Here is a 14,403-nt window from a genome sequence, read left to right as displayed (position 1 = left end):
AGGCGTTGTCAGGCCAGGACGGTCTCGTTGTGGTTGGTGGAAAGGCCGGGTTCGAGGACGGTCTCGTTGTGGTTGGTGGAAAGGCCGGGTTCGAGGACGGTCTCGTTGTGGTTGGTGGAAAGGCCGGGTTCGAGGACGGTCTCGTCGTGGTGGAGAGACATCGTGACTCCTTGTGGGGTCGGAGGGCCCGCCCCGCCGGGGGTCGCTCGGGGCGATCAATCTTGACGATGACAAGACTGTCTTGTGGCTTCCTTAAGGCGCGGCGAAGCCACGGCGCCCGGCCCGGTGGACCCCGCAAGAGTCCACAACCGGTTCTTTAGACCTCATCGCTAGACAGAGCCCCGGAACATCATCTGTAAGTCCTGGGGGTCCCCGTGGTACGGCGGCGATTGGTCGGCATCCTGTGTGCGCTGGGAATGCTGGCGGGCTTGGTCACAGTGCCGCAGGCCGCCACCGCGGCCGCGCAGCCGGACGCGGAGACCTCGGCCCTGCTGTCGGTCGTGGAGCGCTTCGCCGCCCTCGGCAGGGGCTTGGGCGCGGCAGGCCCGATGAACGAGCAGTTGCCCCTCGTCGGGCTCGTCCCCGGCGCGGAGGACGGCCTCGGCCTGGGCGACCTGTTCGACGTGGCGGTGTACGACCAGCTCAGGGGGCTCACGAGCCTGGAGGATCTGGAGGACGAGTACCCGCTCTCCGGCCCGCGCGCCGGGCGGCTGCTGGCGAAGGCGAGCACCCAGGGCGGGGTCAGGCGCCTCGACCTGACCCTGGAGGTGGCCAGGACGGTCGCCGACCGGCCGGTCTCGGTCAGCAGCGCGCAGCCCCGGGTCTCGCTGGCGACATCCGGGGGAGTGGACGTCACCCTGAAGCTGGTGGCGAAGCTGCCCTTCGCCTACGATCCCGCCACCAAGGCCGCCTGGCTCGGCAGGGACGTCGCGGTGACGGTGCAGGCCGACGGGCGGCTCACGGCCGGGGCCACGCCCTCGGCCGCCTTCGGAATCCTCGGAGTCGACCTGTCCACCGCCTCCTCGCTCTCCTTCACCTCGGCGTTCGCCTCCTCCGTCGCGGACCCCGACGGCGACGGCAGGCTGAGCCAGGACGAGCTGGGAGCGGACGGAGCGGCGTCCGGGCTTTTCGCCTTCACCAGGAAGGGCTCGGCGACCGCCGCGCTGCACGTCACCGCGAAGCCGTTCGCCGGCGCCCAGGTCGAGGGCGCGACCGCGACCGTCGGCGTGAGCTGGCCCGACCTCGCGACGGGCGGGCCGCAGGTGAGCGTGAGCCAGCCCGACCTGGACCGGCTGGGCCGCTTCCAGACACTCACGCCGAAGGACCTGCTCGACGGGCTGACGCACCTGTCCGGCGCCATCACCGCCGTGCAGCGGGCCCGCTGGGGCGACCAGGGCGATGTGGACCTGCCGTTCATGCGCGGCTCCCTGGCCGACGCGGTGCGCGTCTCCGAGGCCATCGACGCGTTCGTCGCCGGCAACGTCGACCGGAACACCGGCCAGCCCACCTTCACCTCGATCCAGGACATGTTCGCCGCGCTCGGCAGGGCGCGGAACCTGCCCGGCGGCGCGATCATCAAGGTCGCCGACGCGGGCTACGACGACGCCGGCAAGAAGATCGCATTCACGCTCGTCGTCGACCGCCCGGTCAACCCCACCCCCGAGACGCTCAACCCGGCCGGACAGGCCACCACCGGCTCGGGCGCCGGCGTCGCCTACACCGCGAAGACGCTCAAGCACACCGGCCAGAAGTGGACGCCCGGTGAGCTCGCCGGCCGTACGGTCACCGCGGGCACGGCGAGCGGCATGGTGGCGGACAACACCGCCGACACGGTCACCCTCGCCGGGGATGGGTGGCGCGGCGGGGTGCCCGCGGCCGGGACCGCCTACCGGATCGCCGCCGCCGACCCCATGATCGGCCAGGTCGCCTTCGGCGACACCTTCAAGGCCCGCGCGGGCCTCGCCCAGGCCAACGCGGACGTCGCCGTCGCCGGCGTCATGCGCGGCTACCACGCCGCCGCCACGGTCGTGCTCGACCTGAGCGACCCGGTCACCGGTCAGGCGTGCGCCTCCCGGCCGGACGGGCAGCAGAAGGCCTGCCCCTACCGGCACGTCAACCCGGACGGCAGTTCCACCGTGGTGACCGAGCTTCCCCGGTCCGCCGACCGCGTGATGCTGCGTACCGGCCGCGACCTGTTCGGCGCGCAGGTGTCGGTCAGGAGCGCCGTCAACGTCGACGCCGTCGTCGGCTACCTGGCCGTGCAGGTCACCGGGGACCTCACCATGACGGGCGCGAGCGGCGGCGACGTGGTGAAGGTCGCGCTCAAGGACATCGGCGACGTGCCGCTGACACGGCTGTTCGAGCGGCTGGCGGGCAACCCCGGCGAGGTCCTGACCTCCCAGGTGAACGCCGCCGCCCGGGCCAGGCTGACCCTGGGCGTCCCCGGCATGGCGGACTTCTTCGGCGGCAGGGTGACCGGCGACGTGGAGATGCCGGACGTCCGCAAGCCGGACACGCTGAACTTCCGCGGCTTCGACCAGATCGGCAAGGTCAAGGGCTTCGCCTTCGACCCCGACAACCCCCAGGCGCTGTTCGGCACGCTGATCAAGTCGCTGGGGGCGCTGGCCGGCTACCTCGACCACGTCCAGGGCGGCGGCCCGGTCGGCAAGGCGATGACGACCAGGCTGCCGCTCCTCGGCCGGTCGATCTCCGACCTGGTCGCCGCCGAGGAGATGGGCTCGGGCCCCGGCGTCGTGTACGGCGACGGCGCCTGCGGCGGCGAGCACGGCTTCGTGACCGATCCCTCGCGTACGTTCACCCAGGCGCACATCGGGCGCGGCGTGGTGATCGGCACCCGCGTGATGACCGTCGAGGCGGTGTGCGCCGAGCACACCCTGGCCTTCACCGCAAAGTTCGGCGAGACCGCTCCCGCGCCGGGGAGCGCGTACGCGCTGCGGTCTCCGCTCAGGGACGCGATCGACCGGCTGATCGCGGCCCCGCCGGACACCGTGCAGGCGCTGGTGGCCGAGCTGAACAGGGCGCTCGGCGGCCAGGTCCGCGTCTCCTACGACGACGGCGCGCTGCGGCTGTCGCTGGCATACGACAAGAAGGCGGCGATGAACGAGGCGCTGCGCTTCTCCTTCGGGGAGCGCAGCCTGGTCGCGGCCTCCGGTTCCGGCACGCTCGACGCCTCCGTCACCGGGCAGGTGCGGCTGGGCCTGCGTGTCGCGCTCAAGCGCGACTTCGACCTCGCCCAGGACCTGCTCGTCGACACCGACTCCGGCCTCGACCTGGAGGCGAGCGCGCGGCTGGACGGCACGGTCAAGGCGGACATCGGCCCGCTGCCCGTCTCCGTCGGCAAGGCCGGCGACGACCCGCTGCAGGCCAGGCTCGCGTACGGCGTGAGCCTCCGGTACGACGGCGATCCGCAGGAGGCGGTGCCGCCGGCCGACTTCTTCGCCGGGCTCGGCCTGTCGCTCAACGAGACGACCGAGTCGGTCACCTGCGACCGCGACCCCCGGCGCGACGAGACCGACCTGGCGCTGTGCGCGGTGCTGCCCGCGTACCTCAACGGCAGCCCGATCACCGCGGACGGCAGGCACGCGTTCATCCTGCGGCTTCCCAGGGTCGCCCCGCTGGCCGAGATGTTCGACCTCACCGCGAAGCTGCCTGGCGACATCGACCGGCTGGAGATCCCCAGCTTCGACTTCTCCACGCTGCCCGCCGGGCTGGAGCTGGACTGGACCAACCTGGGCGACGGCCTCGACCGGTACCTCACCGCGCTGGAGTCCGGCATGCGCACGGCTTCCTACGGCGGCAGGCTGCCCCTGGTCGGCGCCGACCTGCAGCAGGGCGCGGACTTCGTCGGCGCCAAGCGTGAGGAGATCAAGGCGGCGATCGCCAAGCTGCCGAACGGCGGCCGGGTGCCGACCGGCAAGGACCTGCGTGAGTGGTACAACGCCGAGCTGGCCCCCAAGGTCGGTCCCGGCGCGCAGCCGCTGATCACTTGTGTGCAGGCGCCGGAGCCGCCGGAGCCCACGGCGTGCGACGCGGCGAAGGGCACCGAGCTGACCGGGGTCGAATTCACGGTCGACATCGGCAAGGGCACCGTGGACCCCCAGCAGGGCTGTGTCGAGGGCTGCGCGAGCCTGGAACGGCGGCTGAACATCGGCATCCCCGGTCTCGCGCTGCGCCAGGGCCCGGGCAAGGGCGTGCAGGCCAGGCTCGGCTGGCACGTGAAGGCCACGATCGGGCTGGACCGGACCAACGGCTTCTACATCGACGCCGGCCAGGACGACCGGCCGCAGGCGGGCATCGGCGTGAACATCGCGCTGCCCGAGGAGATCAACGCCAAGCTGGCCATCCTCGACGTCACCCTGAAGAACCGCACGCCGCGGTCTCCGGACCTGTTCGCCGGCACCTTCACCGTCGGGCTCAAGCCGGTCGGCAAGATTGGCCTCGGGCAGCTGGCCGACGCCGGGGACCTGGTCGAGACCTCGCTGAAGGCCAAGACCGCCGTCGACTGGCGCTTCACCGTGACGCCCGGTTCGCCGATGCTCCCCGGGCTGTTCGGCGACTTCGCCCTCGACTGGGACCTCACCAAGGCCGGCGGCCCCGACCCGGCCGACCTGCACATCGCATTCACGAACGTGAACCTGGAGGCCGGCGACTTCTTCCGCAGCGTCCTCGGCCCGGTGGTGACCCAGGTGAAGCGGGTCACCGACCCGGTCAGGCCGGTGATCGACCAGCTGTACGCGCCCATCCCGGTGCTGTCGGACCTGAGCCGGGCGGCGGGCGGCGGCGACGTGAACCTGATGACGATCGCCAAGAAGTTCAACACCCTGGGCGGGAACAGCTCGACGCAGTTCGTCGAGCGCATGGTCGAGATCACCAAGCTGGTCACCTCCCTGCCCGACTGCCGGGGCGAGCTGCACATCCCCCTGGGCGGTTTCACGGTGGCCGGCGACAGGGCGCTGGTCACGCAGAACTCGCCGGACGTGGCGGACTCGCTGATCGGGGACACGACCCCCGAGACGCAGGACCTCCTGGCGGCGCTCGACCAGGGCGCACGAACCTGTGACAAGGCCACGGCCACGGCCGACGCCGAGCAGGGGCCGATGGGGCAGTCCTCGAAGGCCGGCTTCTCCTTCCCGGTCCTGAACAACGCGGGCCGGTCGATCTTCAGCCTGATCATGGGCAGGGACGTCGAACTGGTCGAGTACGACTCCGGGCCGCTGCGTCTGGGCTTCACCTACAGCCAGTCCTTCGGCCCGGTCTACGCGCCGCCGCCCGTCATGGTCGTCATCTCCGGCACCGCCGGGGTGGAGGCGCGGATCAGGGCGGGCTTCGACACCTACGGCATCCGCAAGGCGATCGAGCAGGGCAAGGCCGACCTCCAGGTCCTCGACAGCCTGTACCTGAGGACCGCCGACGAGCGGGGCCGCCCCCTGCCGGCGATCACCTTGTCCGGCCGCCTCGAGGCCGGGGCGGCGGTCGACGTGCTGCTCGTCAAGGCCGGAGTGAGCGGAGGGATCTCCCTCGGCATCTCGATGAACTGGGCCGACCCGACCAACGACGGCAAGTTCAGGTTCTACGAGTTCTCCGGGATCCTGCTGCGCAACCCGCTCTGCCTGTTCACCATGGACGGCAAGCTGAAGGTGTACCTGAAGGCGTGGGTGGAGATCGGCATCTCGATCTTCAAAAAGCGCTTCGACTGGACGATCGTCGAGGCCACGCTGCTCGACTTCTCGGCGAAGCCGAAATGCGACGAGGCCCCGCCCAAGCTCGCCACCGTCAGCGGCGAAGCGCTGGTGCTGCACATCGGCCCGATGCGCGGCGCCAGGGGAGGCAGCACCGCCAAGCCGGGCGACGACGCCGAGCAGTGGACCGTCAGCCAGCTCCCCGGCGACGAGGGCTTCGTGGTGAGCGCGCTCGGCGTCCGCGAGGAGCACCACACGGCGGGCCTCGACCGGGTGCTGGCCGACGGCCGCGGCGCCACGGGCGACCTCAAACTGGTCTTCCAGGGGTACGCCGACGCGTCCGGCGCGCCGTACCCGTTCGACCGGAAGATCGTCGCCTTCGGCGGCGACGGCGACGACATGATCCTCGCCGGGTCCGGCAGCACCGTGGCGGACGGCGGCAAGGGCGACGACCAGATCACCAGCGGCGACCGGTACGACGAGCAGGGCAAGACGGTGGTCGTCGTCGCCGGAGGTCCCGGCGACGACTACCTGACGGTGGGCGGCGCGGGCGGCTGGGTGGCCGGTGACGGGCGCCTGACCCCCGCCGTCCGGAAGGTCGGGAACGCGGAGGTCGCCGACTGGAACGCCGGCGGCCCGCCCGGCGCGCCGGCCGACGCCCCGGGCGACGGCGACGACCGGATCGCCGCCGGACTCGGTGAGAACCGGCTGTTCGGCAACGGAGGAGACGACACCATCGGAGTCGCCTCCGACAGCCCGCTGGCCGCCTCCGACCCGTCGCCGCGCTTCCGCGCCCAGCCGAGCCTGCTGGTCGGAGGGCCCGGCGGCGACACCCTCACCGGTGGTTCCGCCGCCGACGAGATCTACACCGGACCGCGGGAGGAGTTCGGGCCCGACGCGCCGGGACCCGCGGACTCGGGGCCGAACCACGTCGACACCGGCGCGGGCGCCGACAGGGTGTACGGCGGCGGGGCCGTCGACCTGGTCGCCGGGCGTTCCCGTCCCGGCGAGACCGTACGGATCCTGGGCGGCGGCGGCGAGGACGTCCTCGCGGGCGGTCACGGCAAGGACGAGATCTTCGGCGGCCCCGGCGACGACTGGGTGATCGCCGAGCCGTCCGACGTGAGCGAGGCGCAGGGCCGCGACGAGTACGGCCCCGCCCGGCAGGTACTGCACCTGCCGCTGCCCGCGGGCGTGGAGCCCTCGGTCAAGCTGCTGGCCGGCGGCGACGGCGACGACCACATCGTGGGCGGCGACGGCGGCGCCACGATCTTCGGCGACAGGGTGCGTGACGAGCCCTGCACCGACGCCGAGGCGGACGGCGACGGCCGCGACCTCGTCCTCGGCGGCGCCGGCACGGAGACCGTCTCGGCCGGCGGGGGAGCCGACCGGGTCGAGGCCGGTGGCGGCCAGGACCGCGTGTGCGGTGAGAAGGGCGACGACACCCTGTACGGCGGAGCGGGCGACGACGACGTCGGCGGCGGCCCGGGCGACGACATCGCCTACGGCGACGACGGAGCCGACGAGGTGACCGGCGGCGCCGGCGGCGACACCCTGTACGGCGGAGCGCAGGACGACGTGGTCGCGGGCGAGGCCGGAGAGGACACCGCGTTCGGCGGCCTCGGCGACGACCTGGTCGTCGGCGGCAGCCGCACGGCCGGCCGGGCCGACGCGGGCGACACGCTCTACGGCGACGCCGGAGCCGACCGGCTGGTCGGCGACAACGGCGACGCCGGCGGCCCATCCGACCTGGACGGCACACCGGAGGAGGCCGGCGGGCCCGACGTGATCCACGGTGGCGCCGACGCCGACACCGCCTTCGGCGGGATCGGGGCCGACGAGGTGCACGGCGACGCCGGCGACGACCACCTGGAGGGCGGCAACGGGGCCGACCAGGTCCTCGGCGAAGCCGGTGAGGACGAGCTCGTCGGCGGCGGCTCCGGGCCGCACCCCGACGCGGGCGACACCCTGCTCGGCGGCGACGGACCGGACGTGATCGCCGGTGACAACGCCGTCCTGAGCACGTCCGGCGCGGCCACCTCCGTCGCCGTACGACCCGGCCAGCTGCGCACTCACCGGGTGGAGCCGCTGGCGGGCGGCTCCGGCGCGGACGTCGCCGACGGCGGCGCGGGCAACGACGCGATCTTCGGCCAGGGCGGCACCGACCGGCTGCGCGGCCAGGAGGGCGACGACTACGCGGAGGGCGGCGCCGGCGTCGACTGGGCCGAGGGCGACCAGGGCGACGACGACATCGTGGGCGGCTCGCACGCGGGGGCGGACGACGCCGCCGACGCGCTGTTCGGCGGCCCCGGCGACGACGTGGTCACGGGCGACAACGCGGTGGTGACACTGGCGGGCACTCCCACACGGGCGACGGTCCGCCTCGGCTCGGCCGGTACGCCGATGACCCCGCGGGCGGTGAAGCTCCTGGACGAGGGCTCGGGGGACGACCGCGTCTCCGGCGGCTCCGGCGTGGACGTGCTGTGGGGGCAGGACGGCGACGACCAGATCTCCGGCGGCGGCCAGGGCGACTACGCCGAGGGCGGCGGCGGCGCCGACCGGATCCGCGGCGATCTCCCGCTGTCGGCGGAGTCGACCCGGACAGCCGGCGAGCCACTCGCCGACCCCGGCTGGAAGGGGGTCGCGAGCGGGACCGCCGAACTGGAGGGCGACGACGCCGCTCCCGGCCAGGACGACCTCATCGGCGGCTCGGCCAAGCCGGGCGCGGCCGACAAGGGCGACGCGATCGAGGGCGGCGGCGGCGCCGACGTCCTGCTCGGCGACAACGGCTCGCTCGTGCGCACGCTGACCGGCAACGCCGAGCGCGTCTACACCGAGCGCTACCCGGCCGGCCAGGCGCCCGCCGACGCCACCCGCAGCCGCACCCACGACCCCGCGCTGCCCGGCGACTCCACCCGGTTCTGCACCCAGGCCCAGGCCACCTGCGAGCCGGAAGGCTCCTACGGCGCCGACCACCTGTACGGCGACGCGGGCGACGACGGGCTGTGGGGCCAGGACGGCGACGACCGGCTGTCCGGCGGCGCGGGCGACGACGACCTGTTCGGCGAGCTCGGCGACGACGAGATGGACGGTGGCGAGGGCGAGGACGCCATGCTCGGCGACCGCGGCGGCGTGGTCGACGAGCGCATCGACGCCGGGGACGCGCAACGTCTCGGCTTCACCGTCAGCCTCAACGCGCCGCCGAAGGAGACCTACCACGGCTTCCCGGCCGGCTCCTACGACCGCCGTACCGACCTGCTGCACGACGCGGACGGCGACGCCTGGGTGAGCGCGGCCATGCCGTACGACGGATTCGCCAAGGGCGGCGACGATCGCATGCGCGGCGGGCCGGGCCGTGACAGCATGCACGGCGGCGCGGGCGACGACCTGATCAACGGCGACAGCGGCGGCGACGAGGTCTTCGGCGACGACGGTGCGGACGTCGTCTGGGGCGGCAAGGGCTGCGACCCCGTCCTGGACGCGGCGACCGCCGACTGCCTCAGCGGCGGCGCCTTCGACCCGGCCGCCCGGGGCACCGGCGACCGCTTCGTCGACCACGTGTTCGGCGGCGCGGGGGCCGACCTGCTCGACTACAACCCGCGCGGCTCCTATCCGGACGAGTGCGCCCCCGGCCGCATGCCCGACGGCGAGCTGACCACCGTCGTCGACCCGTGCCTGTGGTTCCGGATGACCGGCAAGGACAACGCCTCGGCGGCCGACGACCAGCACCACCAGGGCGTCGACTGGCAGTACGGCGGCGCGGACCGGGACGTGCTGCAGGGCGACCGCACCGCGAACGGGCCCAACCCGGGCGACAAGATGATCGACTGGAACGGCTCGTTCAACCTCTACACCCACTGCGGACCGGCCAACGGCGGGCACAACATCGTCCGCCAGCACTCGCCCGCGATGCGCGACTTCCTGGCCAAGGTGGCCTGGGGCGCGGGCGCGGGCCGGAGCGCGGGCGACGCGTCCGGCGCGCGGGAGCTGGCGATCCCCGCCAACGACAACGGCTCCCCCTATCCCACCTCACCGGGGCACTTCGACTCGCCCGTCGCCTGCGCGAGCTGATCAGGAGATTTGGATGTTACGCCGACTGACGGCGGCCGCCCTGGCCGCCACCGCCCTGGCCGCGGCGGGACTCGTCGCGGCCCCGGCCCACGCGGCCCCCGCGAGGACACCCTCGTGTGATCCCGGGGACTGCTTCACGGTCAGCGTCAGGCTGGACCGCGCCCCTGCCGTGGGACAGACCGCGACGCTCACGGTGGAGGTCACCGCGAAGGAGGACCTGCCGGACGCCACGACGACCATCGAGTTGCCCGAGACGCTGCGCTGGGTGCGCCCGCCCGCCGGGCTCGACCGCAGGGCGGCGACGATCGGCCGCAGCCGGGTGGACCGCGCGAGCCGTACGGAACGGGCCCGGAAGGGCGAGCGGGTGCGGTACGAGGGGGTGGTCACGGCGGTCGCGCCCGGCCCCGCCTCGATCCGCGTGCAGGCCCGGGACGGACGGCCCGGTCCGGGCAGCGAGGGACTCGTCCACCTCACCGTCGGCGCCGAGTCGTCGATATTCGGGATGCCCCCGGGCTCGGCCAAGCCGCACACGCGGACGCAACCCTTGGTGCAGACGGCGTCCCTGGTCGGCGACACCTGCGTGCACGGGCACGTCACGCACGTCACGCTGGACGGTGTTGTCCGGGGGACACCCTCGACACTCGTAGAAGCGTGGGATGTCGACGCCGGCGGCGCCGAATACGACAAACTCGGGGCGACCCTGACCGACGACGCCGGGAACTACAGAATCTGCTTCACCGGCACCGAAGAGAACGGGACTGGGCAGGACGTCGACGTCCAAGTGCTCACGGAGGGGCGCTACTGGCGGATCGTGGATCCGACGGACAACGACAACGTCTATTGGGCCAATGGCTCGGTACACAAGGACATTCCCCCGGGCGATGACAGGACCGTCGACGTCACGGCCCCGCCCGGAACTCCGGTAGAGGACCTGCTTCGGATCATGGCGGCCGCCCACGACACGTGGAACTTCTACGTCAGGCAACTCCAGCAGCCGGATAACGACTGCTGGAAATCCGGCGAGGCGGTCTGCCGGACGGTGACCTTCAAATGGGCGCCTACCAGGGTCGTCACGTCGAGCTACTGCTCTTTCGACCCCTGCCGTTTCCAGATCGATCTGGACGCGTCGGTCGGCCTGGAGAAGATGACGGTCGCCCATGAGCTGGGTCATTTCATCATGGACTACACCTACGGTCACCTGCCACCGAGAGATCCTGCCTGCTCCGTGCACTACGTGACCAGCCGGTCGACCGAGTCCTGCGCGTGGGTCGAGGGATGGGCCCACTGGATCTCCGTCCAGACTTACGGAGGCACGCACATACGGTGGAAAGCCACCGACGGCACGGTCGACGTCGAGAGCCCGACGTGGTTCAGCGCGGGCTGGGACGACGGACCCGATGTCGAGGGCCGGGTGACCGCCGCTCTCCTCGACCTGGCCGACAATCATGAGGAGATCTGGGACACCGGAAGTATAGGAACCCACGGGGTCGTGGCGGCCTTCAGGAAGGCGCCCGCGGACACCTTCGCCCAGTTCCTCGCCGGGCTGAAGCCGGAGGACCAGGCCCTCGCGGAGTCCGTGGCGTTCCAGAACACGATCCGCGGCAGCCGAACGGAGGACCTCGACGACCGCACGACGGTGCGCCGGCCCGCCAACGTCCCGCTGCAGTCGCTCTTCTCCTCCACCACGGGCAGATGGTCGGTGGTGGCCGCGGCCACCTCCGGGGCGGGCAGCGGAGACGTCACCCTTGAGGTGAACCCCTTCGAAGGGGGTTCGACGGTCAGGAGTTCGCAGGGGCTCGGCCCGGATCCGGATTTTGTCGCCGTGCAGCCCACCCTCGTCGACCAGATCTTCGCGAGCCGGGTGAGCTCCGGTGTCGATCTCCGTGAGTACGTGCTGCAAAGTGCAGTGGCGCCCCCGGGCGACCTGGAGAGGGGAACCCCCCAGACATTCACGATGCCCGCCGACCAGTTGGTGGAGATCCGTACGACTCCGATCGATCTGGGCGCGTTCGTGACGTTCACCGTCACGCCCCAGAACGGGCAGGACATCGACCTCTATGTGATGGCTCCGAACTCCACGGCGTGGGGGCTCGCGCGCTCCGCGGCCCGCCGCTCCTCGACCGGCGGGCCGGGGAAGGCCGAACGGATCACCATCGCGGACCCGAAGGTGCCCGGCGTCTACGCGGTCATCGTGGTCAAGAAGAGCGGCGACGGAGACCTCACCCTGACCCGCACCTGATCCCCAACCGCACCGGGGATCAAAACATGTCGACTCGCCCGTGGCCTGTCCGGGCTGAGAAGGGAACGCGTCGATGACACGTCGTCTGCCGGCGGTGGTACTGCTGGTCACCGGCCTTTCCATCGGAGCGGTGGCGGCCCGGGCGGAGACCGGGCCCGGAGGCGCAGCGGCGGAGCGGTGCGTGCCCGGCACCTGCTTCGCCGTCACCGCGGCCCTCGACCGGGCCCCCGCCGTGGGGGAGACCGCCACGCTGACCGTCACGGTCTCATCCAGGGAGAAGGCGGCGGACGTGCGGGTCGTGACGGACCTGCCCGGGAACCTGCGCTGGGTGCGCCCGCCCGACGGAACGAGCCGTGGCCCCGCGACGATCGGGCGCAGCAGGCTGGACCGCGCGAGCCGTACCGGCCCGATGCGGAGGAACGAGCGGGTGACGTACGTCGGCACGGTGACGGCCACCGAGCCAGGCCCGGCCGCGGTCAACGTCCACGTCTCCGACGGGCGGCCAGGGCCGGGCAACGAGGCGCTGGCCTACGTCACCGTCGGCGAGGAGAGGTCCTTCTTCGGCATGGCGCGGCCCGCGACCGCCACCCCTCCGCCCACGACAGAGGACGCGGCGGTGGACGCGGCGGTGGACGCGGCGGAGGCCGACACCTGTGTGCAGGGCAGGGTCAGCCACGTGACGGCGGAGGGCCCCTTCCAGGGTGTGCCCCGGCTCAGGCTGCAGGCGTTCGACCGGGACGCCGAGGGCGGCGACGACCTGCTCGCCAGAGGCGAGACCGACGACCAGGGCGACTACGAGCTGTGCTTCGACGGGAGCGACGGCGACGAGAGCGGTGGTCAGGACGTCTACGTGAAGGGGCTGTCCTTCAGCGACTACTGGTCGGTCGAGGATCCGAGGACCAGGGGCCTTTACACGTTCCAGACGCCGGTCGTCGCGGATGTCGAGCAGGGCGGAAGAGAAATCGTCAACTACCTCTCCCCGCCCGGCAGCACGGACGAGGGCGCGTTCCGGATCTTCACGGCCGCGCACGCCACCTGGAAGGCGTACACGGGCTGGGCCGGGAACCCTGGCGGCTGCTGGGTCGCCGGCGCGGCACCCTGCCGCCAGGCGGTGATTCTGTGGGCCCCCGACGTCACGATCGCGGACGCTCACTACACGCTCCCGGACGACACCATCCACCTGAGCGCGACCGAGCAGCTCGAAAAGATGACGGTGTCCCATGAACTCGGCCACTTCATCATGGATTACGTCTACTCGGATGCGTATCCGCCGACTCCCTCGTGCAACTCGCACTTCATCCTGAGCGCGAGTTCAGAGGGGTGCGCCTGGACGGAAGGGTGGGCCGACTGGCTGGCGGCCCAGACCTACGGGGACACCCGCTACTGCTGGGGACCGCTGGACCCGCCGGTCGAGCTGGAGAGCCCCACGTGGGGCAGCCCCGGCTGGGAGGGGTCGATCGGGCCCGACATCGAGGGCCGGGTGGCCGGCGCGTTGATGGACCTCGCCGACGGCGACCCGAGGAACGAGATCTACTGGGACCTGTCCTCCGAGGGACCGGAGAAGATCGTCTCGGTTGTCCGGGCGAGCAAGCCGAACACCGTGGGCGAGTTCAAGAACGCCCTGCTGCCCGCGGTGCCGACGGCGGGAGGGAAGTCCAACGTGCTGGCCGCCCTCTTCCAGAACACCGTAGACGACGTGTTCTACGAACCCCTGCTGGACAGGGTCGAGCTCAACCGTCCGAGTTTCTGGGGCGGCGACTTCTCCTTCACCACAACACGGCCCACTTGGTCTGTGGTGGCCGCGCTCCACGTGGGCGACCCGGCCAACGACACCAGCCTTTCCCTGTACAAGGCCGCCGGGGCGACCGGCGGGGACGTGATCTCGAGCTGGATGCCCCGCAGCGATCAGCCGGACTTCATCGCGGTCGACGCCACGTCCGGTCCGAGGACCCACCTGCCCCGCGTGTCGACGCTCTCCGCCGGGGATTCCTACCTCGTCGAGTTCGCCGAGTCGGAGGGGCCGCTCGCGCCGGGAAGTTCCACCGAGCTGTCCATGGAGTCGGCCGACGTCGTCGAGATCCGCACGGCGGACCTCACGGCCGGCGTCCCGGTGACGTTCACCGTCACCCCGCTGGACGGTCAGGACCTTGACGTCTTCGTGATGGCGCCCAGTGCCACCAGGTGGGCGAGGCCGAGAGCCGACGCGAAAGGCGCCTTCACCAAGGGACCGAGCGCGGCCGAACGCCTCACCGTCACGCCGGGCGTGACCGGCGCCCATGCCGTGATCGTGATACAGAAGAGCGGGAGCGGGCGCTTCAGGCTGGCCCGTTCCTGACGAGGCCCGGCCGCCGGGGACCGCCGGGAACACGGGGTCTCCGGCGGCGACCCGTGGGG

At 72.2% G+C, this 14,403-nt stretch carries 4 protein-coding genes; 3 read left to right on the top strand and 1 reads right to left on the bottom strand.

The features are described 5' to 3' along the window. Window positions 1–8: 8 nt before the first annotated feature. Window positions 9–161 (bottom strand): hypothetical protein, encoded by a 153-nt coding sequence (locus FED44_RS35790; RefSeq protein WP_167521474.1) that lies wholly within the window; start codon window positions 159–161, stop codon window positions 9–11. A 276-nt stretch (window positions 162–437) separates the two neighbouring features. On the opposite strand from FED44_RS35790, the gene FED44_RS14840 reads away from it, so the two are divergent. From FED44_RS14840 to FED44_RS14830, 3 genes are all read left to right on the top strand, one after another. Beyond that, a complete protein-coding gene (locus FED44_RS14840) occupies window positions 438–9,770 on the top strand; it encodes a calcium-binding protein (protein ID WP_244302001.1) in 9,333 nt (3,110 codons plus the stop codon). A gap of 13 nt (window positions 9,771–9,783) precedes the next feature. After that, window positions 9,784–12,009 carry a peptidase associated/transthyretin-like domain-containing protein gene (locus tag FED44_RS14835; RefSeq protein ID WP_138461039.1) on the top strand — a complete coding sequence of 742 codons (2,226 nt, stop codon included), beginning with the start codon at window positions 9,784–9,786 and terminating at the stop codon, window positions 12,007–12,009. A gap of 73 nt (window positions 12,010–12,082) precedes the next feature. Then, the gene (locus tag FED44_RS14830) at window positions 12,083–14,344 is read left to right on the top strand and encodes a hypothetical protein (protein ID WP_138461038.1); all 2,262 of its coding nucleotides are present in this window, start codon (window positions 12,083–12,085) and stop codon (window positions 14,342–14,344) included. Window positions 14,345–14,403 lie beyond the last annotated feature (59 nt).

The organism is Microbispora triticiradicis (assembly GCF_005864065.1).
GTDB lineage: Bacteria > Actinomycetota > Actinomycetes > Streptosporangiales > Streptosporangiaceae > Microbispora > Microbispora triticiradicis.
This window is presented reverse-complemented; position numbering and strand designations above follow the sequence as displayed.

Excerpts from the sequence above, each read along its gene's own strand:
- FED44_RS35790 (WP_167521474.1), bottom strand. The coding sequence starts at position 161 with ATGTCTCTCCACCACGACGAGACCGTCCTCGAACCCGGCCTTTCCACC.
- FED44_RS14835 (WP_138461039.1), top strand. The coding sequence starts at position 9,784 with ATGTTACGCCGACTGACGGCGGCCGCCCTGGCCGCCACCGCCCTGGCC.
- FED44_RS14830 (WP_138461038.1), top strand. The coding sequence starts at position 12,083 with ATGACACGTCGTCTGCCGGCGGTGGTACTGCTGGTCACCGGCCTTTCC.